The organism is Glutamicibacter sp. Je.9.36, assembly GCF_051129975.1.
Taxonomy (GTDB): Bacteria; Actinomycetota; Actinomycetes; order Actinomycetales; family Micrococcaceae; genus Glutamicibacter.
On record NZ_JBCPSN010000001.1, the window covers coordinates 158136 to 183021 of the forward strand.

General features: G+C 61.6%; 19 protein-coding genes. 10 read left to right on the forward strand and 9 right to left on the reverse strand.

From position 1 onward, the window contains the following. Nucleotides 1-26 precede the first annotated feature (26 nt). Both AAZQ98_RS00745 and AAZQ98_RS00750 read right to left on the reverse strand, forming a co-directional pair. Nucleotides 27-1007: a carbohydrate ABC transporter permease gene (locus AAZQ98_RS00745; protein WP_434689153.1), complete on the reverse strand. Its 981-nt coding sequence runs from the start codon at nt 1005-1007 to the stop codon at nt 27-29. Further along, the gene (locus tag AAZQ98_RS00750; RefSeq protein WP_434689155.1) at nt 1000-1926 is read right to left on the reverse strand and encodes a carbohydrate ABC transporter permease; all 927 of its coding nucleotides are present in this window, start codon (nt 1924-1926) and stop codon (nt 1000-1002) included. The genes AAZQ98_RS00745 and AAZQ98_RS00750 overlap by 8 nt, the downstream gene beginning before the upstream one ends. 280 nt (nt 1927-2206) lie before the next feature. Between AAZQ98_RS00750 and AAZQ98_RS00755 the strand changes: the two genes are divergently transcribed. The 3 genes from AAZQ98_RS00755 to AAZQ98_RS00765 all read left to right on the forward strand — a co-directional run bounded on the left by AAZQ98_RS00755 (nt 2207) and on the right by AAZQ98_RS00765 (nt 5602). Next, nucleotides 2207-3430: a mandelate racemase/muconate lactonizing enzyme family protein gene (locus tag AAZQ98_RS00755; protein WP_434689157.1), complete on the forward strand. Its 1224-nt coding sequence runs from the start codon at nt 2207-2209 to the stop codon at nt 3428-3430. Nucleotides 3431-3688: 258 nt separating this feature from the next. After that, on the forward strand, nt 3689-4822 hold the full coding sequence (locus tag AAZQ98_RS00760; protein ID WP_105656289.1) for an L-talarate/galactarate dehydratase: 1134 nt from the start codon (nt 3689-3691) through the stop codon (nt 4820-4822). A gap of 66 nt (nt 4823-4888) precedes the next feature. Next, on the forward strand, nt 4889-5602 hold the full coding sequence (locus AAZQ98_RS00765; protein ID WP_434689159.1) for a FadR/GntR family transcriptional regulator: 714 nt from the start codon (nt 4889-4891) through the stop codon (nt 5600-5602). A 94-nt stretch (nt 5603-5696) separates the two neighbouring features. On the opposite strand, the gene AAZQ98_RS00770 is transcribed toward AAZQ98_RS00765, so the two are convergent. The 5 genes from AAZQ98_RS00770 to AAZQ98_RS00790 form a co-directional block, all read right to left on the reverse strand. Beyond that, a complete protein-coding gene (locus AAZQ98_RS00770) occupies nt 5697-7055 on the reverse strand; it encodes a gluconate:H+ symporter (protein WP_332730670.1) in 1359 nt (452 codons plus the stop codon). 419 nt (nt 7056-7474) lie between these two features. Beyond that, entirely contained in the window at nt 7475-7867 is a 393-nt protein-coding gene (locus AAZQ98_RS00775; RefSeq protein WP_434689161.1) for a universal stress protein, read from the reverse strand. Beyond that, nucleotides 7864-9393, reverse strand: a complete 1530-nt coding sequence (locus tag AAZQ98_RS00780) for a tripartite tricarboxylate transporter permease (RefSeq protein WP_105656285.1) — start codon at nt 9391-9393, stop codon at nt 7864-7866. Before AAZQ98_RS00780 ends, AAZQ98_RS00775 begins: the two co-directional genes overlap by 4 nt. A 23-nt stretch (nt 9394-9416) precedes the next feature. Next, nucleotides 9417-10001, reverse strand: coding sequence for a tripartite tricarboxylate transporter TctB family protein (locus tag AAZQ98_RS00785; RefSeq protein WP_434689163.1), 585 nt, complete (start codon nt 9999-10001; stop codon nt 9417-9419). A gap of 50 nt (nt 10002-10051) precedes the next feature. Further along, complete coding sequence (locus tag AAZQ98_RS00790; protein WP_105661987.1) at nt 10052-11050, reverse strand: Bug family tripartite tricarboxylate transporter substrate binding protein; 999 nt, start codon at nt 11048-11050, stop codon at nt 10052-10054. A gap of 151 nt (nt 11051-11201) precedes the next feature. Between AAZQ98_RS00790 and AAZQ98_RS00795 the strand changes: the two genes are divergently transcribed. From AAZQ98_RS00795 to AAZQ98_RS00820, 6 genes are all read left to right on the forward strand, one after another. After that, nucleotides 11202-12092 carry a LysR family transcriptional regulator gene (locus AAZQ98_RS00795; RefSeq protein ID WP_105656282.1) on the forward strand — a complete coding sequence of 297 codons (891 nt, stop codon included), beginning with the start codon at nt 11202-11204 and terminating at the stop codon, nt 12090-12092. A gap of 138 nt (nt 12093-12230) precedes the next feature. After that, nucleotides 12231-13169, forward strand: coding sequence for a 5-dehydro-4-deoxyglucarate dehydratase (gene kdgD / locus AAZQ98_RS00800; RefSeq protein WP_105656281.1), 939 nt, complete (start codon nt 12231-12233; stop codon nt 13167-13169). 50 nt (nt 13170-13219) lie between these two features. Continuing rightward, nucleotides 13220-14821 (forward strand): aldehyde dehydrogenase (NADP(+)), encoded by a 1602-nt coding sequence (locus tag AAZQ98_RS00805; protein WP_434689166.1) that lies wholly within the window; start codon nt 13220-13222, stop codon nt 14819-14821. A 3-nt stretch (nt 14822-14824) separates the two neighbouring features. Further along, a complete protein-coding gene (locus AAZQ98_RS00810; protein WP_434689167.1) occupies nt 14825-16153 on the forward strand; it encodes an enolase C-terminal domain-like protein in 1329 nt (442 codons plus the stop codon). A gap of 122 nt (nt 16154-16275) precedes the next feature. Beyond that, complete coding sequence (locus AAZQ98_RS00815) at nt 16276-17217, forward strand: AEC family transporter (protein WP_400289481.1); 942 nt, start codon at nt 16276-16278, stop codon at nt 17215-17217. A gap of 580 nt (nt 17218-17797) precedes the next feature. Further along, nucleotides 17798-19741, forward strand: coding sequence for a S8 family peptidase (locus AAZQ98_RS00820; protein WP_434689169.1), 1944 nt, complete (start codon nt 17798-17800; stop codon nt 19739-19741). 87 nt (nt 19742-19828) lie between these two features. On the opposite strand, the gene AAZQ98_RS00825 is transcribed toward AAZQ98_RS00820, so the two are convergent. Further along, nucleotides 19829-20626 carry a dioxygenase family protein gene (locus tag AAZQ98_RS00825; protein WP_359185434.1) on the reverse strand — a complete coding sequence of 266 codons (798 nt, stop codon included), beginning with the start codon at nt 20624-20626 and terminating at the stop codon, nt 19829-19831. Between the two features lie 423 nt (nt 20627-21049). On the opposite strand from AAZQ98_RS00825, the gene AAZQ98_RS00830 reads away from it, so the two are divergent. Then, nucleotides 21050-21493 (forward strand): MarR family winged helix-turn-helix transcriptional regulator, encoded by a 444-nt coding sequence (locus AAZQ98_RS00830; protein WP_434689171.1) that lies wholly within the window; start codon nt 21050-21052, stop codon nt 21491-21493. 62 nt (nt 21494-21555) lie between these two features. On the opposite strand, the gene AAZQ98_RS00835 is transcribed toward AAZQ98_RS00830, so the two are convergent. Continuing rightward, nucleotides 21556-24771 (reverse strand): DEAD/DEAH box helicase, encoded by a 3216-nt coding sequence (locus AAZQ98_RS00835; RefSeq protein ID WP_434689173.1) that lies wholly within the window; start codon nt 24769-24771, stop codon nt 21556-21558. Nucleotides 24772-24886 lie beyond the last annotated feature (115 nt).

Below are 24886 nucleotides of genomic sequence, written 5' to 3' on the forward strand. Positions count from 1 at the left end.
TGTCCTAGGCCAGTGGCATATTCCTGCTATTTGATACCAGTAGTTGCGATGCCCTTGACCAGGTATTTCTGCCCGAAGAGGAAGGCCAGGAATACAGGGACCAACGTGACGATTGACATTGCGAACAGTGCTCCCCAGTTGGATTCTCCGGTGGAGTCTATGAAAGCGTTGAGCGCAACTTGCACGGTGTAGTTACTCGGGTTGGTGAGGTAGATCAGTGAGGTAAAGAAGTCGCTCCAGGTCCAGATGAACGTGAAGATTGCCGTAGTTGCCAAGGCTGGAACCATAAGCGGCAGGATGATCTGCAGGAAGATCCGTGGATGGCCGGCGCCATCGATTCGGGCTGCTTCATCCATATCCTTAGGGATTCCTCGGATGAATTGGATCATCAGGAAGATGAAGAACCCGTCCGTGGCAAGCAGTTTCGGAACGATGATTGGCCAGAAGGTATTGACCCAGCCGATCTGAGAAAACATGATGTACTGCGGAACGATAATCACGTGGATCGGCAGCATGATGGTCATCAGCATCAGCGCGAACATGATCTTCTTGAACTTGAAGTCAAGTCTGGCAAATGCGTATGCCGCCATGGAGCAGGACACCAAGTTGCCAAGGATGCATCCCAAAACCAAAATCGCAGAGTTCATCAAGTACTTGCTGAAAGGTTCAGACAGCGCGTTCCAACCGCTGGGGTAGTTATTCCAGTCCACCTGGGAGATAACCAAACCGGCCTCACGGAAGATCAGGTCGTTCGGGCGGAAGGAGCTGGCTACCATCCACAGCAATGGATAGATCATGATTCCGGCACCCAGGATCAGTAGCGCGTGCTTGAGCAATGAGCGCATTGAAACCTTGAACTTCGGGCTCTCACCCTTAACAGTCTTGCCTCGTTCATCAGTACCGCCAACCGGCGGCTTTTTTCCGAGAAGTTCTTCCTCATCAAGCACGAGTTCTTGCGGTGACCCACCGCGTACTTGCGAATCAGGAAGTGAAGTTTGATTAGTCATCGTAAAACACCCAATACTTAGAAACGAAGAAGTTCACAGCGGTAAATGCACCAACTATGAGCACCAGGAGCCATGCCATGGCTGAGGCATAACCCATATCGAACTGTTTGAATCCTTGCTGGTACAGGTAGAGCGTGAAGAACATAGTGGAATCGGCAGGACCGCCCGATCCATTGGACACGATGAAAGCTTGAGTGAAGTTCTGGAACGCCCCAATGATCTGCAGGACCAGGTTGAAGAAAATAATGGGGCTAATCATCGGCAACGTGATGCTCAGGAACTGTCGCCATTTGCTCGCCCCATCAATGGAGGCTGCTTCGTAATACATCATGGGAACTTGACGCAGACCTGCAAGGAAGATCACCATCGGTGAGCCGAAGGTCCACACATTGAGCAGGATCAGGCTTCCAAGGGAAGTATTGGGATCGGAGATCCATCCAATGCCTTGGATACCGACCATTTCCAAGAGCTGATTCACCAGGCCGGTGGTACCGAAAATCTGCTTCCACAGCACTGCGATTGCAACTGAGGAACCCAGCATCGAAGGCAGGTAGAAAACTGAGCGGTAAAAGGACAGCCCGCGCATTCCCCGGTCAAGCAAGATTGCTACGGCGAGGGCCACTGCCAGCTGCAACGGAACGCCGATCAAAACGTAGGTGAACGTGACCCGCAATGAATTATGCAGCCGCTGGTCGTCGAGCATCCGTTCAATGTTCTCAAACCCTGAAAAGGACGGAGCCTGCAAAAGGTTGTAGTCCGTGAACGCAAGATACAGCGACATGGCCATGGGCCCCAGGGTGATAAGGAATAGCCCGATCGTCCACGGAATGAGGAAGATATGCGCTGCCTTGTTGTCCTTGGGAGGGACTTTGCGGCCATTGGTCTTGCTGAGGTTCTGCAGTTCGGCAATGGCGCTCATTGACCACTACCTCCTTTCGACGAAACGCGAAGGCAGCCCTTACGAATCGGGACCGACATGAGTGACTCCTTGCTAGAAGCGCTTGGTGAAGACGATTCGAAATCGACTTCAGGAATGCGCTTTCCAATCTCCATTCCTCAACGCTAAACTAAACACCAACGTGAGGTCAACCACACTGGCGAGATAGGTTTGAGGAATCCCCTCGGAGCCACCGCTGGACGCCATCGCACGCTGCGAACAGTCGCTGGATGCGTCCATATGAGAATAGGAGATCAGTAGAATGTCGCAGGCCAAAGGCGGTTTAAGTGACGCTATCGTGTCAATAGAGCTCTATTGGATATCACTGCCATTTGATGCCGCGCGGCGAAGCCAGGAAGATTCCAATGCGGAATCAATCGATGCTTTCAATGCATCATCACGCACGTTGACCCAGATGGAATCATTAATGGTGAAGGTGCACACCGCGGATGGGTTCACCGGCTGGGGCGAAGCTTTCGGCCACAAATCCAATCCCGCGACATGGGCTGCCCTTGAACAGATCGTGGCCCCCTTTTTCTTGGGGCGTTCATCGGCCCTCGACGGAAGCATTGCCTCGGCCGAATATGCATTCCACGCCTTCGGGCGCACCGGACCCATACACTTTGCACTGTCCGCAGTAGACATCGCTCTTTGGGATATAGCGGCACGTCGTGCAGGACAGACGCTGCGGGAATTCATCAATATCGATGCCCGCCATGAAATCAATGCCTACGCGTCTTTGGTCCACTACGCCGAGGATCCGCAGGAGGTTGCTTTTCATCTTTCCAGGGCTTTGGAGCACGGATTCAAGGCGTTCAAAATCCATGAGTCCTCGATTCCAGCCATCACGGCCGCACGGCAGGCCGTGGGCTCCCACCCGCTGATGGTCGATGTCAATTGCAAGTGGCATCACCCAGCCGAAGCCGGGTCATCGATTGCTGCCATGGCGGACCTGGAGCTGCTGTGGATCGAAGAACCGATCTTCCCGCCAGATGATTCGCAATCACTAGCCGCCCTCAATGCTCGTTTCGGCAACGTCTCCGGTGGAGAAAACCATTCAGGGGTCCAGGGGCTGACCTCGGATATGGAGCTCGGCGCCCTGCAGTTTGCCCAGCCTAGCGTCGGAAAGATTGGCGGACTCAGCGCCATGCTCAAAATTCGCGAGGCGGGTCAGCGGCTTAATGTCCATGTAGTGCCACACTGCTTCTACTACGGTCCGGCCCTTCTGGCCACCGCGCAGCTGATCGCCGCAGACCAGGAAGTCCAGCTTGCCAACGGGTCGCTCCGTCCGGAATTGGAAATCCCCTTCCTCGGTTGGGAAACCCAGCTCCACCCTTGGCATGCGCCGCATCAAGGGAAGCTCACTGACGAGGGTACGATCCGCCTGCCAACGGAAGCCGGGCTCGGTTTCACCCCGGATCCAGTCGTTCTTGAAAACCATGCTCTCAAGCATCTGGTCTTGACCACTGCGCCTTGCGAAGGGTAGGTGATCCGGCCAGGCAATAGGCGTTTCGGGAAATGCGGACAGTCCATGACTGCCTGGAGCGCCCCGTCCAGACGGGAACCTTCCGCGGCTTCAAGCATCCGAGCAGCAGCTCACGGCGCATTCGGCCAGAGAGCGGACAGGGGCAGCAGGCCCCGAGGGAAACACTCGAAAAATCACTTGTGTAATAAGTTCCTTACTTATAGGATAAGTAATTAAATGAGCTAACCCCCACAGCGTTCCCCACAGGAGATTTCCGCCATGACCTATACCCCCGATGCCATCCGCCACGTCAAGCTTTCAACAGCCCGGTTGCCGCTGGCCACACCGATCTCAGATGCGAAAGTTTTCACCGGCCGCCAGAAGCCAATGACCGAAGTGGTCTTCCTCTTCGCGGAGATCACCACGGAACAGGGCCATGAGGGTTTCGGGTTCTCCTACTCCAAGCGGGCTGGCGGTCCTGCACAGTACGCCCATGCCAAGGAAGTCGCACAAGCGATGATTGGCGAAGATCCAAGTGACATCGCCAAGTTGTACACCAAGCTCCTCTGGGCCGGCGCTTCGGTGGGCCGCTCTGGTGTGGCGACCCAGGCGCTGGCCGCACTTGATATCGCGCTCTACGATATGAAGGCCAAGCGCGCCGGGCTTCCGCTAGCCAAGTTCCTCGGCTCCCACCGCGATTCGGTGCGCACTTACAATACTTCCGGCGGCTTCTTGAACGCCAGCATCGAGGAGGTCAAGGATCGGGCTACCCAGTCCATCGAGGAAGGGATCGGCGGCATCAAGATCAAGGTCGGCCTGCCGGACAGCGCCGAAGACCTGCGCCGGGTTGCCGCAGTGCGCGAGCATATTGGCCCGGATTTCCCGCTCATGGTCGACGCCAACCAGCAATGGGACCGCGCTACCGCATTGCGCATGGGGCGCAGGCTCGAGGAGTTCAACCTCGTCTGGATCGAAGAACCGCTGGATGCCTACGATGCTGAAGGCCATGCGGCCCTGACCGCTGCCCTGGATACGCCAATAGCCACAGGAGAGATGCTTGCTTCGGTATCCGAGCACGAACGCTTGATTGCCGCACGCGCCTGCGACATCATCCAGCCTGACGCTCCCCGGGTTGGTGGCATCACCCAGTTCCAGAGACTGGCAACTTTCGCTGACCAGGCTGGGCTGGATCTGGCACCGCACTTCGCAATGGAAATCCACTTGCATCTGGCAGCAGCTTACCCACGCGAGCCTTGGGTGGAGCACTTCGACTGGCTCGACCCGCTGTTCAATGAGCACTTGGAAACCAAGGACGGCCGGATGATCGTTCCGAACAGGCCAGGGCTCGGCTTCACCCTGAGCGACCAGGCCCGCGCGTGGACCACCGAAACCGCGCAATTCGGCACCGCCTGAGTCCCCATGACTGGACCTTCGCGCCGGAACCGCCTGCCAGGCGGTTCCGGCGCTTATCCTTTAAGCATGCACAACGCCAAACCCAATCTGGCATCGGCCTTGGTCGGGCACCTGCGCGCGCAGATCAGCGGCGGGGCCATCCCTCCGGGACAGAAGCTGCCCAGCGAGAACGAGCTGATCGCCGAGCACGGGGTATCGCGCACCGTGGTCCGCGAGGCCATCACCCGGCTGCAGGCCGAAGGGCTGGTCTACACGCGGCGCGGCGCGGGCAGCTTCGCTTTGACTCCTCCACCGCCCGCCGAGCCTGCCGCCCAGGCACTGGTTCCGCGGACCGTCGAGGAACGCCGCCAGTTGATCGAGTACCGGGTGGGTTTCGAGACCGAGGCCGCCGCCGTCGCGGCCCGCTCCCGCACCGCGCAGGATTTGTCCGCAATGGACCAGGCCCTGCGGGGCTTCGAGGCCGCAGCGGGCAATGCGGCGGTGAGCATGAGCTGCGATTTCGAGTTCCACCTGGCCGTGGCCAGGGCTACCGGCAATCCCTACTTCGGCCAGGCTGTGGAGAATTTCGGTCCCTCCATGATCGCGATGCCGCGCGGCCGGCTGGATTCGGCCGACACGATCACCGCCGACCGGCTGGGTTCGGTGGCCGCAGAGCACCGCACCGTGCGTGATGCCATTGCCTCCGGCGACCCGCACATGGCGGCCGCGGCCATGCGCATGCATTTGGGCAACTCCATGCTGCGGCTGCAATCCGAAGCGGGGCTCGGCCCCGCGCATTAGGGCCGGGACGCGGAAAAGACCTCCGGCTGGCCGTGGCAGCTGCCATCAGCTCCATGTCGCCGAGAGGTCTTTCCTTCAAAGTTCCGTACCGGGCCTAGGTGATCACCAGGTCCAGTGCGAAGACCCCGAGCAACCCGAGTACCGCCAACGTCGTGGTGTAGGTGGTGCGCACCGCGAGCGCCTGCCCGACATTGAGGTTGAAATACTCCTTGAACATCCAGAAGCCCGGGTCGTTCACGTGGCTGAAGGCGATCGAGCCGCAGGCGGTGGCCAGCACCATCAGCTCAGGCGACGCTCCGGTGGCCGCGACCAGCGGTGCAGCGATGCCGGCGGCGGTCGATACCGCCACCGTAGCTGATCCCAGCGCGATGCGCAGGATCACCGCAATGATCCAGGCGAGGAACAGCGGGCTGAGATTCCACCCCGCAGTGGTGTCCGCAATGTAGTCGGCAATGCCGGCGGAAACCAGCACCTGCTTGAAGGCGCCGCCGGCGCCGATGACCAGCAGGATCATGGCCATGGCCCGTGCGGCCTCGCTCATCGACTTGGCGACCTGCGCCATGGAACGGTTGTTCAGCGGGCCGAAGGCGGCAATCGCCACCAGCAGGGCGATCAGCAACGCAATTTCCGCAGAGCCCAGCAGCGCGAGCACATCGTCGGCCTCTTTGCTCAGCGTCACGGTCATGCGCAGGATTTCCGAACCGGCAATCAGCACGATGGGCAGCAGCGCCACCAGGAAGGACAAGGCGCCCGAGGGCAGCTCGTCGTCGGCGAAGTCCTTTTCCGCGAGCAGCCCCGAGGGCATCTGCGGGTTCATCTGCCGCACGAAGGACAGCCGCGGCCAGGCCATCGCAATGGCCACACCGGCCGGAATGGCAATGAGCAGGCCGTAGGCCAGCGTCAATCCGACCGATGCGTTGTACAGCCCGGCCACTGCGGTCGGACCCGGGTGCGGGGGCAGGAAGGAATGCATGGTGGACAGCGAGATGGACATGGGCAGGCCCACCCACAGCAGGTTGACCTTGGTGGCGCGCACCAGGGTGAAGGCGACCGGCACCAGGATCACGAACGCGACCTCGTAGAACATGGTCACGCCGATCAGCATCGCGGAAATGATCATGGCCCACTGCACGCCACGCTCGCCGAAGACCGAGAGGATCTTGCGGGCAATGCGCTGCGCCGCCCCGGCGTCGCCCATGACGCGGCCAATCATGGCGCCTAGGCCGATGACGACGGCGGTGCTTCCCAGCTGCCCGCCCAGGCCCTCGGTGATGATCTCCGGGATGTCAGCGACGCCCGCGGGCTCGCCGTCCACGCTCAGCGATCCGGTGGCGACGGCCCAGAAGGCCACGAGGGTGGCGACGAGGATCAGGGCGATGAATCCGTTGAGCTTGAACCTCATCATGAGGATCAGCAGCACGACTACCGCCAGCGCTACGACAAGCAGGGGCATAAAGGGGCTCCGATCTGGGGAATACTTTGGAAAGGGTGGAATCTCGGCATCGCGGGTGGCGGCGGGGGCCCGGGTTTACGTGAGCTGCCGCATATCGCCATGTGCCTGTAGTCACGTTAGTAAGCCGGGATCACTCCCGTCCAAGACTCGATCCGCATGTTTTGATACCCAGCCGGCATCGCGTTGCGTGCCCAGGTGGCGGCCATCCCCGCGATCCCGCGACATTCCGGCACTCCGCGCCCGGTAGCGCATTCGGCACGGCGTTTCGGCACTCCCCGGGAACCGTGCATTGAGTGACGAGCCTCACAGTAGTTGAAGCGCTGCAACCATTGAGGAGCCACCGGACCGTGGACGCGCAAAGGCCGCGGAAGGCTTCCGTTGAAGCCTTCCGCGGCCCTTGGCAGCGGTGCGGTAGCGGGTCAGCCGGCCTTGACGGCCAGCACCGGGTGCTGCGCCTGCAGCAGGATTCGCTGGGCGTGCGAGCCCATGATGAACTTGCCCACCTGGCTGCGCTGGCGCAGCCCGATGACGATCAAGGACACCTCGTGCTTCTCGGCCAGCCCGAGGAACTCCTCGGTCAGGTCATCACGGTAGCTGGACTCCACGATGCGAGCCTCGATTCCCGCCGCGGCGGCAGCTAGCAGCACGCGTTCCAGGTCCTCGGGCGAAGCGGTGTGCTTGTCCACCAGCGACCCCTCGCGCGAGGAGTTCACGATCAGCAACGGTTCGGCGCGCAGCTTCGCCTCGACGATGGCCGCGTCGACGGCGGCCTGCCCTACTGGGGTGGGGACGTATCCCACGATGATGCTCATGCGTTTTCCTTTTCCTTTACGGCCTGCACGGCCACCAAGCGGTTCTTGCGCTGATCGATGGCGGACTTGATCATCGGCCACACGGCCACGAACACGAACACCACCAGCAGCGTTGCGGAGATGGGTCGGGACAGGAAGCCCGAGGGGTCGCCTTCCAGCACCAGCAGGGATCGGCGCAGGTTGGATTCCAGCAGGCTGCCCAGCACGAACGCCAGCACCAGCGGGCCGGGCTCGAAACCGAATTTCTTCATCAGGTAGCCCACGGCGCCGAACATGACCACCAGCATCACGTCGAACATGGAGTTGCGGATGGTGTACGCGCCCAGCAGGGTGATCAACGCCGTGATCGGCGCCAGGATCGCGGCGCGGATGCGCAGGATCCGCACGAACACCCCGATCAGCGGGATCGACATGATCAGCAGCAGGATGTTGCCGATATACATCGAGTTCACCACGCCCCAGAACAATTCCGGGTCATTGGAGATCAGTTGCGGACCGGGGGTAACCCCCTGGATCAGCAGCGCCCCGAAGATGATCGCCATTGTCGCATTCGCAGGAATGCCCAGAGTCAGCAATGGGATGAACGAGCTGGTCGCCGCCGCATTGTTCGCGGTTTCCGGTCCGGCGACACCCTCGATCGCCCCCTTGCCGAAGCGCGTAGGGTCCTTGGCGGTCTTCTTCTCCAGCGCGTAGGAGGCCAGCGAGGAGATCGTCGCGCCGCCGCCGGGCAAGATGCCCAGGAAGAAGCCGAGCACCGACCCGCGGCCGATCGCCCCGGAGGCCTGCTTCAGGTCCTGGCGCCGCGGCCACACGTTGGCCACCTTCAGCGGGGCGGACACGGCCCGGTGCCGCTCCTCCAGGTTGTAGAGGATCTCGCCCACGCCGAACAGGCCCATGGCGATCGGCACGAAATCGATCCCGTCGGCCAGCGACAGGTTGCCGAAGGTGAAGCGCTCGGCCCCGGTGAAGCCGTCGCGACCCACCGTGGCCAGGAACAGGCCCAACGCCGCGGCGATGATCGCCTTGATCTTGGATCCGCCGGAGATGGTGGCCACCAGCAAGATGCCCAGCAGTGCCAGCGCCGTGTACTCCGGCGGGCCGAAGTCCAGCGCGAAACTGGCCACCAGCGGAGCCAGGAAGGTCAGGCCCACAATGGCGATCGTGCCGCCAATAAACGAGCCGATGGCGGCAATGCCCAGTGCGGTGCCGGCCCGGCCCTGCTTGGCCATGACATAGCCGTCGAAGACCGTCACCACGGAGCTGGCCTCGCCGGGAAGGCGCAGCAGCACCGAGGTGATCGTGCCGCCGTACTGGGCACCGTAGAAGATGCCGGCCAGCATGATGATGGCGGTCACCGGCTCGACACCGTAGGTCAACGGCAGCAGGATCGCGATCGTGGCCGCCGGGCCCAGGCCCGGCAGCACGCCGATCAGCATGCCGATGACAACGCCGAGCAGGCAATACAAGAGGTTTGTGGGGTCCAGGACGGTGCCGAAGCCGTCCAGGACTGGTCCGAAGAAGTCCATGGGAGTCAACCTTTAATTGCGACTTAGAACAGTCGGGGAATCGTGGTGCCGAGCGCGGCGATGAAGATGGCGTAGAAGGCCACGACCACCAGCACCGAATACAAGGCGGCAGAGCGCCAGCGCTCACCGCCCAGCCAGCGCATCCACACGAAGCACAGCAGCAGCGCGGGAATCTCGAAGCCGATCAGCGGCATGAGCACCACCATCAGGATCAGGGTGGCGAAACCAATGACGGTGTACCAGCTCATGGCACTGAACTTCTCCCCGTCCTTCCCGCCGCGCCTGCCCACGATGAGCTGCACCACGGCCATGACCGAGGCAATCAGCGTGACGATGAAGGGCCACATCCCGGCGCTGGGCGCCGCGGGGGTGCCCAGTCCCAGGCCAACGGACAGCGCCATGCCGGCGCAGCCCAGCCCGAGCACCACCAGGCTGGAGGCAAGGTTCGCCACCGGCCCGGCCGGTTCCGGGGCCTCGGCTTCCCACTGGGCGGCGAGTTCCTCCGGGGTCAGCGCCTCGGGCGACGAATCGTCCTCGGGCTGCACCGGGCCGGATTCCGCGCGGGGCGCGGCGGTCACCGGCGGGCGTTCAACGTGTTTGGCTTGCATGATGTTTGTCCTGTGCTTGAAGTGTTCCGGATCAGCTGGCTGCCGGGAGGCTACTTGCCGGCCAGCGAGATGTCGTACTCATCGGTCAGTTCCTTGTACTTCGCGGCCAGCTCGTTCCATTCGGCGGTGACCTCCTCGCCGGAAATCTCGTTCGGGGTCAGCATGTTCTTCTCGTTGAACGAGGTGTAGGTGTCCGTGGCTACCGCGTCCTTGATGGAGGCCACCAGCTTCTGCTTGGCGTCATCGCTCAGGCCCTTCGGGGCTGCGATGGCGCGGTACTGGGAGACCGGGACTTCATAGCCTGCCTCGATGGCGGTGGGCACATCGGGAAGGAACTCGTTGCGCTCGGAGGAGAAGACCACGATCGGGGTGACGGTGCCGGCGTCGATCTGCGGCTTGGCTTCGCCCAGCTGCACTGTGGAGACCTGTACCTGGTCGCCCATGACGGCGGTCAGCGCCGGGGAACCCGAGTCGAATGGTACTGTGGTGCCTTCGATGCCCGCCTGGGCCAGGATCAGTTCCTGGGCCAGCTGCGAGCCGGTGCCCACGCCGGTAGTGCCGAAGGACAGCTTCTTGCCGCTGTTCTTGATGTCATCGAAGTTCTCCATCCCCGACTTGGTGCTGGCTACCATGACGTAGTCATCCTGGCTCAGTCCCATGAGGACATCGAGGTCATCGAGCGAAACCGCCTCGTCCGCGGATACCGCCAGCGGGGTAATGGTGATCAACGAGGCGTTGAGCAGCACGAGGTTCTGCCCGTCCGGGGCCATGGCCGCCACTTCTTCGGTGGCCAGCGCGCCGTTGGCGCCCGGCTTGTTCACCACGGGCAGGGCCACGCCCAGGGAATCCGCCATGCCGTCCGCCGCGGCGCGCGCGATCAGGTCGGTGGAGCCGCCAGGCGCCTGGCCGACGGTCAGGGTGATGGGGCCGCTGGGGAATTCGGCGGAGGCCGAGCCCCCGCCGACGTTGCCGCCGCAGGCGGAAAGCGCTAGTACCGCGCCAGTGGCCGAGAGGGCGAGCAGCGAGCGGCGAGTCAAGCGATTTTTCATGGGAAGTTCTCCTGTGGTGTCGAGTGTGGGACCCCGGCCGAGGCCTCGAGTGAGACAGCTCACCTTGCTGGTCTTGGAGTCAAGCGTAGAAACTTGAAGTGATGCATGTCCAAGGTTGAATGTGCATAGAATGATTCCAGAAAGGTATCAAATGTTTACTCTGGACCAAGCACGCAGTTTCGTTGCCGTTGCCGAGGAATTGCACTTCGGCCGTGCCGCCGAGCGGCTGAACATGACCCAGCCGCCGCTGAGCCGGCAGATCCAGAAACTAGAGCGCACGGTCGGCGTGGAACTGCTCGAGCGCGACAACCGCCGCGTGGCCCTCACCGCGGCGGGCCACGCTTTCCTCCAGGATGCCCGCCGGCTGGTCGTGGCCGCCGAGCGTGCCCCGGACAATGCCCGCCGCATCGCCGCCGGCCAGCTGGGCGAGCTGCGCATCGGCTTCACCGCGGCCTCGGGCTTCAGCCTGCTCGGCCCGCTGCTGGGAGAAATCTCGGCGCAGATGCCGCAGGTGCACCTGGAGCTGTCGGAAATGGTGACCGGCGAGCAGGTCGACGCCCTGCTGGACGGCGACATCGATCTGGGCTTAGCCCGCCCGCCCTTCGACGAGAAGCTCTTCGAATCCGCACTGCTATTAACCGAGGGGCTCTACGTGGCAGTGCCCTCCGGCCACCGGCTGGCCCGGCTGCAGCGGGAGGTATTGTTCGATGACCTGCGCAACGAACCGCTGATCATGCACTCCCCCACCAAGGCCCGCTACTTCTACGACCTGGTGGTGCGCCGCGTCGACATCGAGCACAAGAACGTGCGCCATACCGTCAGCCAGGTGCTGACCATGCTCGCGCTGGTCTCCGCCGGGCGCGGTATTGCTTTCGTCCCGGAGAGTGCCAAGCTGCTGGGCGTGGGCGGGGTCAGCTACCTGCGGCTTGGCGAGGTTACCGACGATCCGGTGCAGCTGCACGCCATCTGGAGCAAGTCCTCGCGCAATCCGGCGCTGGAACGGGTGGTCTCGATCGTGCGCCACGCGCTGCACGCTGAATGATGCACAGTAGGTATCAAACAATACAAATATGGGCTTGGACAGGCATCATAGAGGGTTCCTAGGCTGAGGGTAATACCAATGCACCGCCCCCAGCTTTCCCGTCTCGCCTGAGGTGGGAACCAGTCAAAGGAACAAACCATGGCCCAGTACACCCCCGCCGAACTTGCCTCCAAGCTCAAGGACGGGTTGCTCTCCTTCCCGGTCACCGCATTCGACGCGAACCTGGAAATCGACGAGGCCGCGTACCGCAACCACCTGGCCTGGCAGTCCAGCTTCGATGTCGCGGGACTGTTCGCCGCCGGAGGCACGGGCGAAGGCTTCACGCTGACCCCGGCAGAGGCCTCGCGTGTGGTCCGCATGGCAGTGGAAGAAGCCGGCTCCAAGGTTCCGGTGCTGGCCTCGGCCGGCGGTTCGACCAAGCAGGCCATCCAGAATGCGCAAGACGCCGAGGCCGCAGGGGCCGAGGGCCTGCTGCTGCTGCCGCCGTACCTGACCGAATGCGACCAGGAAGGGCTCTACCAGCACGCGTCGGCCATCTGCGCATCGACGACGACCGGCGTAATCGTCTACAACCGCGCCAACGCGATCTATTCGGCGGACACCGTGGCCCGGCTGGCCGATAACCACGAGAACTTCATCGGCTTCAAGGACGCGCTGGGCGACATCGAGCACCTGACCAAGGTGTACGCCAAAAACGGCGACCGCCTGTTCTACCTGGGCGGGCTGCCTACCGCGGAGACCTTCGCGCTGCCGCTGCTGCAGCTGGGCATGAGCACCTACTCCTCGGCCATGTACAACTTCGTTCCGGAATTCGCGCTGGACTTCTACAAGGATGTGCGCGCCCAGGACCTGAAGGCGGTCAACGAGAAGCTGAACCGCTTCGTGCTGCCGTACCTGGAAATCCGCGACCGCGTCAAGGGCTACGGCGTATCCATCGTCAAGGGCGGGCTGAAGGCCATCGGCCGCGACTCCGGCTCGGTGCGCCCGCCGCTGCAGGATCTGACCGAGCAGGACCTGGCGGACCTGTCCGCGCTGATCCAGCAGGCAGGCATCGTTCCCGCCGGCGCGAGCCTCTAACCAGCACTGGCACTTTACGACACACCAATCAGTCGACTCAGGAGCAATTCATGAGCACAACCACGCAGAACCTCACCGGCCAGTCCATCCTCGCCGGCGCCAGCACCGAAGGCAACGGGCGCAAGGTCAACGGCTATAACCCGGCGACCAACGAGCGCCTGGAACCTGCCTACAGCCTCATCGATGAGCAGCAGCTGAAGCTGGCCACCGCTGCGGCGGCCGAGGCCTTCGAGTCCTTCCGGTCCTTGGAACCGTCGAAGCACGCAGAGTTCCTGGAAGCCATCGCGGAGAACATCGAGGCAGTGGGCGCCGAACTGGTCGCTCGCGCCATGGCCGAAACCGGCTTGCCCGAGGCGCGCCTGACCGGCGAGCGCGGACGCACCACCGGACAGCTGCGCCTGTTCGCGCAGGTCGTTCGCCAGGGCGACCAGCACGGCGTGCGCGTGGATCCGGCCCTGCCCGAGCGCACCCCAGCCCCGCGCGTGGACATCCGGCAGCGCAAGATCCCGGTGGGCCCGGTCGCGGTGTTCGGCGCGTCGAACTTCCCGCTGGCGTTCTCCACCGCCGGCGGCGACACCGCCAGCGCGCTGGCGGCCGGCTGCCCGGTGGTCTTCAAGGCCCACAATGCGCACCCCGGAACCAGCGAGATTGTTGGCCATGCCATCAGCAAGGCCGTCGCCGACTTCGGGCTGCACCCGGGAGTCTTCTCCCTGGTTTATGGCCCCGGCGCGTCGATCGGCCAGGCGCTGGTGAAGGATCCGGCCATCAAGGCCGTGGGCTTCACCGGTTCGCGGGCCGGCGGCACCGCCCTGATGGCCGCCGCGGCCGCGCGACCGGAACCCATCCCGGTGTATGCCGAAATGAGCTCCATCAACCCGGTGATTTTCTTCGAGGGAGCCTTGGCGCAGGATCCCGTTGTGCAAGCCAAGGCCTACTTGGCTTCTGTTGTCGGCTCTTCCGGGCAGCTATGCACCGCACCGGGACTCGTCTTTGTTCCCACCGGAGCTGCCGGCGACGCATTCGCCCGCGCCGTCAGCGGCCAGGCACCGGAAACTTCCGGGCAGACGATGCTCACCGAGGGAATCTACAATTCCTGGACCGCTGGTGTCCAAGCGCTCGGCAGCCAGGACGGTGTCGAACTGCTGGGCCGTGGCACCGAAGGGGCAACCGAGAACGCTCCGGCACCAGCCATCTACACCGCTGGAGTGGAGCAGCTGCTGGCCAACCCGGTGCTGCAAGACGAAATCTTCGGAGCCGCCTCGCTGGTGATTCGCTACGCCGATGCCGCACAGCTGCAAACCGCGCTGGGCCGGCTGGAAGGCCAGCTCACCGCCACCTTGCAGCTGGACGATTCGGATCACGAAGCCGCAGGGCAGATCATCGGGACGCTGGAAACCAAGGTCGGGCGCATCCTGGTCAACGGATGGCCAACCGGTGTGGAAGTGGGCCACGCGATGGTGCACGGAGGTCCGTTCCCGGCAACGTCCGACCCGCGGACCACCTCGGTGGGCACCCTGGCCATCGAGCGCTTCCTGCGCCCGGTCGCCTACCAGAACCTCCCGGAAGCGCTCTTGCCCAAGCCCATCGCGGAAGACAATCCGTGGAAGCTGACCCGCCGGATCGACGGCGTCCTGCAGGCGAAAGGCGAATAGTCCATGACTTCCCAGCCCACCATTGCCTCGGTGAAGGTCATCCCGGTCGCCGGGCACGACTCCATGCTGCTGAACCTCTCCGGGGCGCACGGGCCGTTCTTCACCCGCAATATCGCCATCATCACTGACTCCGAGGGCTGCACGGGCCTCGGCGAGGTACCTGGCGGCGAAGCGATCCGTTCGACCATAGAGGAGGCCGGCACACTGATTACCGGCGCCCCTGTGGCGACTTACCGTTCGCTGCTGCGCCAGGTGGCAGCCCGCTTCGCAGACCTCGATTCCGGCGGACGCGGTGCACAGACCTTCGATTTGCGCACCACCGTGCACGCAGTCACCGCACTTGAGTCTGCACTGCTGGATTTGCACGGCCAGTTCCTCGGAGTGCCGGCGGCCGAACTGCTCGGCGACGGGCAGCAGCGCGACGCGGTTCCGATGCTCGGCTACCTGTTCTACGTGGGCAACCCGGATACGACGGATCTGCCGTATCTGCGCGAACCGCAGGGCAACGACGACTGGGAGCGCTTGCGCCGCGAGGAAGCCATGACACCAGAAGCCGTGGTGCGCCTGGCCGAGGCGGCTCAGGCCCGTTACGGGTTCAAGGATTTCAAGCTGAAGGGCGGCGTCCAGGACGGGGACTCCGAGGTCGATGCTGTCATCGCTTTGAAGGAACGCTTCCCCGAAGCCCGGATCACGCTTGACCCCAATGGCGGCTGGCTGCTCGAAGATGCTATCCGGCTTGGCAAGCGCATGCGTGGAGTGGTGGCCTATGCCGAGGATCCGTGCGGCCCTGAGGGCCGCTTCTCGGGCCGCGAGGTCATGAGCGAATTCCGCAGGGCGACCGGTCTGCAGACCGCCACGAACATGATTGCGACTGACTGGCGAGAAATGGCGCACGCGGTGCGCACCAATGCGGTAGACATCCCCCTGGCAGATCCGCATTTCTGGACCATGTCCGGTTCAGTGCGTGTTGCCCAGCTGTGCAACGAGTTCGGACTGACTTGGGGGTCGCACTCGAACAACCACTTCGACATCTCGCTGGCGATGTTCACCCAGGTCGGCGCCGCTGCTCCGGGCGAGATCACGGCACTCGATACCCACTGGATCTGGCAGGATGGACAGGGCCTGACCGAGGAACCATTGGTGATTCGGGACGGAGAGATCAAGGTTCCGCAGCGGTCCGGCTTGGGTGTCAGCCTGGACATGGATCGGGTCGCCCAAGCCCACGAACTGTACCTGGAACATGGGTTGGGCTCGCGTGACGACTCGGTGTCCATGCAATACCTGATTCCCGGCTGGACCTTCGATTCGAAGAGTCCCGCGCTGGTTCGCTGACAGGCTGCCAGGGAATCTGAATAATGCACCGTGGACGGTAGAGGGAGCTTTCGCACCCTCGCCGTCCACGGCTTCGAGAAGCCCCGGAGCTGGGAACACCAGTACCGGGCGGGAAAGGCAATATGCAAGGAGTTCTACAGGGATTCTCCGTTGTCTTGATCCTCATCGGCATCGGCCTGCTGACGTCGGTCGCACTGCCGCGACAACGCGCGGCCATTGCCCAGGGGCTGACCCCGCTCATCTTCTACATCACCAACCCCGCCCTGATGTTCACTCTGCTTGCCAGCACCGATCTGCATGCGGTGGTTGGTGTATTCACCCCGATAGCCTTGATGGTTGCCGTGCTGACCGGCTCCGCTTATGCCTTGGTCGCGCGGCTGGTCTTCAAGACTCCAGCTCGTCGGCTGCCCGTTGCGGCCATGTCCACGAGTTATGTGAATGCTGGAAATATCGGTGTGCCGCTGGCCCTTTATGCGGTGGGCAGCACCAGTCCCGTAGTGTCGGTGCTCATCGCGCAGTTGCTGATCATCGCTCCCGTCTACCTGTGCATGTTCGCGGTGCTCTCCCGCGCCAAGTCGGGTGGCGCGGATAGCCTGCCCGGTGCGAAAATGATCCTCAAGTCCATCGCCAACCCTGTCACTATTGCGACCTTCCTCGGTGCGGTGTTCTCCTTCTTTGGCCTGGCACTGCCCGAAGTCATTCGTGCGCCAGTGCAAATGATTGGCGACGCATCCATCCCCCTGTTGCTGATGTCCTTTGGAATGGCGCTATACGGCCAGCGTCCATTGTCAGATAAGAACCTGCGCGGCGAAATCTATCTGGCGACCGCGTTCAAGGTGTTCTTCATGCCTTTGCTCGCCTGGCTCGTAGCCCGCTTCGTTTTCGGCCTATCCGGAATCGAACTTATCGGAGTGGTGATCATGGCGGCGCTTCCAACCGCGCAAAACGTCTTGCTGTTTGCCCAGCAATTCAAGCTGCCCGTCGCCGTGCCGCGCGAAGTGGTGCTGGCAAGCACCCTGCTGACCTTTCCCAGTGTGCTGGTCATTGCCTTCTTGCTGGGCTAGATACGTGCAGCACCGGTATTCGCTCCGGTGGGCATCTTGAGCTTGCCGAAGCAAGCCGTTGCCAGCTGTCTCCCGAAGGGTAACTCGGCGGAACTGATTAGTTGGCGAAGCCTCCAGCCGATGAGCTGGCAACCAAGGCGCTATCGGCCATCGCACGGTGCCGAATCCGGAGGGACCCCATTTATTCAATGAATTAGCCAAGATACCTATCACGCTTGGAACACGGCTTCGACGCCAGGAGAGCTGGATCCCGGAATGTACTTCTAGCGTGAAACAACTTCGGAAAGATAGCGTTCGCTATGCAAATAATTATGTGTTTTCCATGGTCAGTGCGGATCTGAAAATTTCGAACTCCCCAAACATGCAGATAACCATCATTCATTTTTCGAATCTGCGAGTCCGCCGGGATAGTTCCACAGAAATATGTGAAACACCTTTTTAGTACATGAGCGAATATAAAAGATTTATTTGAGAAGTACTTCCTTTAGGAGTTGCCGAGCAGTTACGCTCCTACCGGCACACACCACATCGATTGATCACCGACCTTTGTGCGCCCAAAAACCCTACAAGGAGAACATCAATGGCACGTTTTTCTACCCCTCTTCGGAGAACCCTGGCCGTCTCCGCGGCCGTAGTGATCGGCATGAGCGGCTTCGGCGCTGGCGCCTTGCCAGCTACCGCCTCCCCCGTGTCGGCTCCCGCTGAAAAGTCCCTCCCCAAGGCAAATGGCGAAGACAAGGTCAAGATCGGTTCGGTGCAATCAGGCGAGGCCTACGACCAGTTCATCGTCACCTACAAGGCTTCAGCCACGCAGACGGGCAAGTCCTCCCGCGCCAAGGCCTGGGGCAAAGCAGCCAAGGCAGCAGGCGTTACCGTCAAGGAAATGCGAGCCATGGCCACCGGCAGCTTCGTGGTGAAGGCCGACAAGAAACTCAAGGGCAACGGCGCCAAGGAGTTCATGGCCGATATTGCGCAGTCTGGTCTCGTGGAATCGGTGGAACCCGATGCCATCATGAAGATTTCCATGACGCCTAACGACACCCGGTACGGCGAGCAGTGGCACTACAGCGGCACCAACGGGATGCGCTTGCCTTCGGCCTGGGACATCGCCACCGGCGAGGGCAGCATCGTCGCAGTCCTGGATACCGGCATCACCTCGCACTCGGACCTGAACGCCAACATCGTTTCCGGCTACGACTTCGTCTCCAGCTCTGCCTCGGCCCGCGACGGCAACGGCCGCGACGCGAACCCCCAGGATGAGGGCGACTGGTACGCCGCTGGTGAATGCGGCGGCAGCTACTCGGGCAATTCCTCTTGGCACGGCACCCACGTGGCCGGCACCGTAGCCGCAGTCACCAACAACTCCAGCGGCGTGGCCGGAGTTGCACCGGATGCCAAGATCCAGCCGGTCCGCGTCCTGGCCAAGTGCGGCGGCAGCCTGTCCGATATCGCCGATGCCATCATTTGGGCTTCGGGCGGTGCGGTCCCGGGAATTGCCAATAACCCAACCCCGGCAGACACCATCAACATGTCCCTGGGCGGTGGCGGCGCTTGCGGAACTACCTACCAGGCGGCCATCAACGCCGCGGTTTCGCGCGGCACCTCGGTGGTAGTTGCCGCCGGCAACGAAAGCCAGAACGCTTCGAATTCCCGCCCGGCCAACTGCGAAAACGTCATTACCGTAGCGGCAAGCAACCCTTCGGGCGCTCCGTCGTACTACACGAACTACGGCTCGGCCGTTGACGTCACCGCACCTGGTGGCGACACCCGCTACGCCGGCCAAGGCGTGCTGTCCACCATCAATACCGGCACCACTACTCCATCCAGCCAGGGCTATGCCTTCTACCAGGGCACTTCCATGGCCACCCCGCACGTAGCGGGCATGGTCGCACTGATGAAGTCGGCAGACCCTGGGATGTCCCCCGCCTCCGTGGAAACTGCGTTGAAGCAGGGCACCCGCGCGATGCCAGGCGGTTGCAGCATCGGTTGCGGCGCCGGACTGGTGGATGCCGCCAAGATCATGAATGCCCTGGACGGCAGAAACCCAACACCAACCCCGGAGCCAAGCGGCAACCTGCTGAAGAATGCTGGCTTCGAGAACGGGGCGGATTACTGGACCGCCAACCGCGCCGACACCTTCGAGTCCGGCTCGGCAGCCCGCTCCGGCAGCGGATTAGCTGGGCTGAATGGTTGGGGCAATTCCAACACCTACACCCTGGACCAGAAGGTCGCCATCCCGGCAGATGCCACCAATGCGCAGCTGGAGTTCTACCTGCATGTGCTGACCAATGAAACTACTGCCTATAGCCAGTACGACAAGCTGACCGTACAGGTTCTGGACGGCTACGGAACCTACAACGTGGGCACCTGGTCGAACTTGGATGCCGGCTCGTCCTACGAACTGCAGGCTGTTGACCTGAACAACTTCCGCGGTAAGACCGTTACTTTACGTTTCAAGGGCGTGGAAGACAGCTCGCAGGCTACCTTGTTCCGCATTGATGATGCATCGGTAGACGCCAGCTAGAGGATCGACCAGAAAAGTCCACTATTACGTGCGCAAGCGCGGCACCAATCGGTGCCGCGCTTGCTGCGGGAAAGATAGGGAGATCGCCTAGCTCAAGGTCCAGGAGCGCTTGGACAGGCCGTACCAGAAACCGTCAATTGCCGTCTTGGCATCGATTCCACCCGAGGCGTATGCCGCTCCCAGCGCAACGTACAGCGGAGCCCAATGCTCCGAGCGAGGGTGCGCTTCACGGGCCGCCGGGGCCTTGTGCAGGAAGTCGAGGATCGAGTCCACATCCCCGCGGACCATCGCCTCCTCAGCCCAGTGGTCGAACTCGCTGGAGGCCGATGGCGGCGCCGAATCCGGCCCGCCGGCTGGGTTGAACCAGCGCAAGTTGTGGGTGGTGAATCCGGAGCCAACGATCAAGGTTCCCCGCTCGCGCAAGGGTGCCAAGCTCTTGCCCAGATCAAAGAGTCCTGCAGGATCCAGTGTTGGCATGGACATCTGCACCACAGGTACATCCGCATCCGGGAACATTTCCTTCAGCGGCACGTAGGCGCCATGGTCCAGTCCACGCGTCTCGTCGCGCTCCACGTGATGGCCATAGGCCGAGGTCAGCCGTTCGACTTCATTGGCCAGCCCGGGCGCCATTGGCGCATCGTAGCGAACGTCGTAGTACTTCTGGTCGAAGCCCCAGAAGTCGTAGACCAATTCGTTCTTCTGCTGGGTAGCACTCAGCGTCACCGGCGCATTTTCCCAGTGCGCGGAGATCATCAGAATATCTTTCGGCTTCTCGAAAGTGCCGGACCAGCTAGCCAGCTCCTGGGTCCAGCGCTGGTCGTCGGCGAGTGGCGGTGCACCATGGCTAAGGAACAAGACGGGAGGGGTATCGGATAGCTGATTCATGATTAAAAACTACCAACCATTAGTTGAAGCGTCAAGCTTTATTTTCATGAATCCCGATATCCAATTCATGCAAGACCCTCAATGCTCTCCAAGAGGCCCGTGGACAGTGCGGACAGATTCGCCGCACCACGTTGGGTCCAACGCCAGCGGCAACGGAGGCCATGGCTTTCTTGCTCTGCTTCTGAGCGGCGGCGGAAATCTATTGCTTCTCTAATCACGAATGCAATTGGCAAGTCGTTCCTAAGCTGCGCCGGAGAAGTGGAACTGTACGGCTTTGCAGGCATCAGGCGTTGTCTGGCCAGTCTTTTCCAAGCCATTAATTACGCTCAGCTGGGGATTCGCAGTGCGTTCAACACTTCGGCTCCGAACGGCTGCGGAGTCCAAAATCAGACTTATTGGCCATTAATCTTTAGAATGGTTCGTATGCAAGAAGAAGAACTGATGCAGACGGTCGAAGAAGAATTCACCGCCATCTTATTGCGCGCCCGCCAGATGCTGATCCGTCGCGCCAAGATCATCCACCCGGACCTGCAGGATCCGGGGTACCGCTTGCTTGCAGTGGTCATCCGTGATGAAGCCCAGCAACAGGGAGCACTCGCAGAAAAGCTGCGTCTGGATAAGGCAACTATTTCCCGCCTCGTGCAGCACCTCGAGTCTCTGGACCTTGTCACCCGCACCCAGGATCCTTCCGATGGCCGGGCCCAGCTGGTCTCGGCAACAGAAATCGCCAAGGAGAAGTGGCGCTCCAGCGGTAACACGCTGCGTGAGGAACTGCGCCGCCAGCTCAAGGAATGGGAAGCCTCCGAACTGAAGAATTTTGGAGATCTCCTGCACCGCCTCAACGACAGCTTTGAACAGATTCTCTAGTTCCCGATCATCAGCTGAAGCCTTGGAGACCTTGTGGTTTCCAAGGCTTCAGCTTTTTAGGCTCATTCCATCAGCGCCAGGAAATCATCGGCACTTAACGCCGCACTCTGCGCGGCTTGGGCAGTCTCTCCCAGGACATCATTGAACAGCTGCGTCTTCTTGGCCTGCAGCGCGAGCACCTTGGATTCGATGGTGTCCTTTGCCACCAAGCGATACACATAGACCGGACGAGTTTGCCCAATGCGATGGGCCCGGTCAATAGCCTGGGCTTCAGCCTGCGGGTTCCACCATGGGTCCAGCAAGATGCAGTAGTCGGCGGAAGTGAGATTAATGCCGAAGCCGCCGGACTTCAGCGAGATGAAGAAGACCGGGAAATCTCCTTCGCTGAAACCGTCAATCAGTTCCTTGCGCCGAAGGCCAGTGGTGGATCCGTCAAGGTATCCGTGCTCGATGCCCAGCTCTTCTGCGACGTCGCGCGCCTTGGCCAAGAAGCTGGTGAATTGGCTGAAGACCAGAATCTTATGCCCTTCAGAAACCGCGTCCCCCATGAGTTCGCGCAGCATTTCCAGCTTCACGCTCGGGGCATCGCCCTCGCCTACCAAGGACGGATCCAAGGCCAGCTGGCGCAGCAAGGTCAGCGATTGGAGAATCTGGAAGCGATTCGAATCAACGTCGTCAACCAGGCCCAGGACTTCTTGCCGCACACGCTGGAAGCGGCGGTCATAGGCTTTGCGGTGCCCCGGCTCCAGTTCGACTTCCAGAACCTGCTCGGTCTTCGCCGGCAGCTCTGGAACGACCTGTTCCTTGGTACGGCGCAGCACGAACGGACGCAGTCGGCTCTTCAGTCGCTCCAGGCGCTCCTGGTCTCCATCGGCAATTGGCTTCTGGTAGTTGTCCTTGAAGGACTTCGCACCGCCCAGCAGGCCTGGTGCAGCCAGTGAGACCAACGCCCACAGTTCCAGAAGGTTGTTTTCCATGGGAGTGCCAGTGACCACGAATTTGCACGGCACAGGCAGCTGCCGGGCCTGCTTATAGCCTTTGGAGGCATGGTTCTTCAGTTGCTGGGCCTCGTCCATGATCATGACGTTGAAGCCGGCGGCTTCAAAATCCTCATAGGCCAGGCGGAAGATCGTGTAGCTGGTAACTACCAGCTGGGCATCACCGATCTGCGCAGCCATGCTTTGGCCGCTCTTTCTGGCTGTTGAAGTGATGCCGGTGACGCTCATCTGCGGCGCAAACCGCTGCGCCTCATTGATCCAGTTGCCCACCACCGAGGTAGGAGCCAGCACCAAGAATTTCTGGGCAGGATCCTCGACGCGCGCTTGTTCAAGGCAAGCCAGCAGCTGGACGGTCTTGCCCAGACCCATATCGTCGGCAAGGACGCCACCGAGATCATGGGTACGCAAGAAGTTGAGCCAGGAAAGGCCGTGTCCCTGATATGGGCGCAGTTCAGCGTCGAAGGTTTCCGCTAGTTGGACCGGCTGCATTTCTTCGCCGCTTTGCAGCTCCTTCATGGTCTGCAGCCACTGGTTGTGCTGGGCTTCGATAATGCCCAGATCCACCAGTTCTTGCCACCAGTCGATGCTCAACTTGTGGATGCGGATCGTATCGCCTTGCACCGTGCCCAGCTCCCCGGTCTCGGATATCAGCTGGCGCAGCTGCGTGAAATCTGCACCATCAATCGGGATCACCGTAAGGTCATCGAGAACGAGGTACTCATCTTGCTTGGTCAAGGCCTCCAGCAGCAGTGGGAAAGGGACCTTGGTCTCGTCCAGGAGCACTTCCACAGACAAGTCGAACCAGTCCCCCGTGCTTTCGCCGGCTTCGACACTGACAGTGGCCGGCGCGTGGCTGATCCGGTACTTCGGCAGCCTGTTCTGCTCTTCAACGACCACATCGGGATGCTCTGCCAACAGCGGCAATGCGTAGACCAAGAATTCAATGGATTCGGACGTGCTGAATTCCTTCGGCGGGAATATTCCTGAAGAGGTCAGTTGCCCCAAGAAAGCCTGCGCGCCGAGCTTATCCTGCACCGAAGCTGCAATTTCCTTTTCCACGGCATACTGGCGGGGGCCCGCGGAGGCGTACTCCCAGGAATAGCTCACGGTCAGCGGAGTTCGGATGCTCTCCAGGGACAGCTTGAGGCTGGGGCGTGCTGGAACAGGGATGCTGTAGCTGTCATCCTCGCTCTTCAACGGTGCCATCAGGCGCAATCGGTCCAGGTGCTGGCGCTCGAAAAGCTCAACGCCTTCCTGCGGGATGGATTGCGCACCGGATTCAATAAATGTTGCCAGTTCCTTCGTGACCGGTTCAGCGAACCGGGCCAAACCGATTTCCCTGGCCTTGGGCAAGGGGCTGGATGCGTAAGCCAACAAGGTCGGCGGCGTGCCTATCGGCAAGAGGTAGACGTGCTCTTCGCTCGGCCCGCGCAGCTTCCCCTCCATGCTCAGGCCATGTTCACCGCGACGCACATCCACGTGTGCCATGGCTGGTTGCTCGCTGAACTCCACCGGGGCCTTGGCCGTAGAACCGCCGTTGACGATCTGCACTCCAGCTTCATGCAGGGCTTCGAACGCATCCAGCAGGTCCTGGCCTGGAAGATCCATCAAGGAGATCCACTCCTTGGGATCCCACGAATGGCGATAAGTATCGTGTTCAACGTGTTCACGCAACCGGTCCAGCTCAACGACCGCACGACGCTGCTTCTTGGAGAAGCGCGCATCAAAGGCAACATTGCGCCAGCTGATCCCGGTTTGGATCCAAGGGCTCTTGGTGCCCTGACGGGCCGGGCGTGCCTGCAAGGTCAGTGCGTCCTCGCCGCCATAACGGGGTTCACTGACCACCTTCAGGATCAATCCCAGCGGTTCTTCGGCAGCCAGCGGCTCATCGGAAATGACTGGAAGCAGACGGTCAAGGGTACGTTCCCACTGCGGCTTGCTATTGCGTTTCCATGCGTGGGGATCCACCCCGGAGTCGGAGACGAAGAAGCCCTGGTCTTCTTCGGTGGTGACCTCAATGAGCAAGGCGGCCACATCTTCACAGGACTGAACCCCCGGATGCTTGCCGCAGAAGCTGGTGAAGCTGATATTGCCCTCGGTGATTTCCAATTGGGCCATCACCGATTCGCGCAGCACCACACCGGAAATGCGGGTAGATCCCGGTTGCATTACCCGGTTGGCGATCTGCACTTTTCCGGAATCACACAGGAACTGGCCCAGGTTGTATTCGGATTCGGTCACCAAGGTCTGGGCCGCAGAAAGTGTCAGCTGGAATTCCATACTCGCCGTTCATTGTTCGTGCAGTGGGCGCCCGAGAGCTAGATTCCATCTTAGCGAGCCGGCAACCAAGATGCCCGGTGACGAAAAGTTACTTCTGCCATTTACCCGCGGGCCC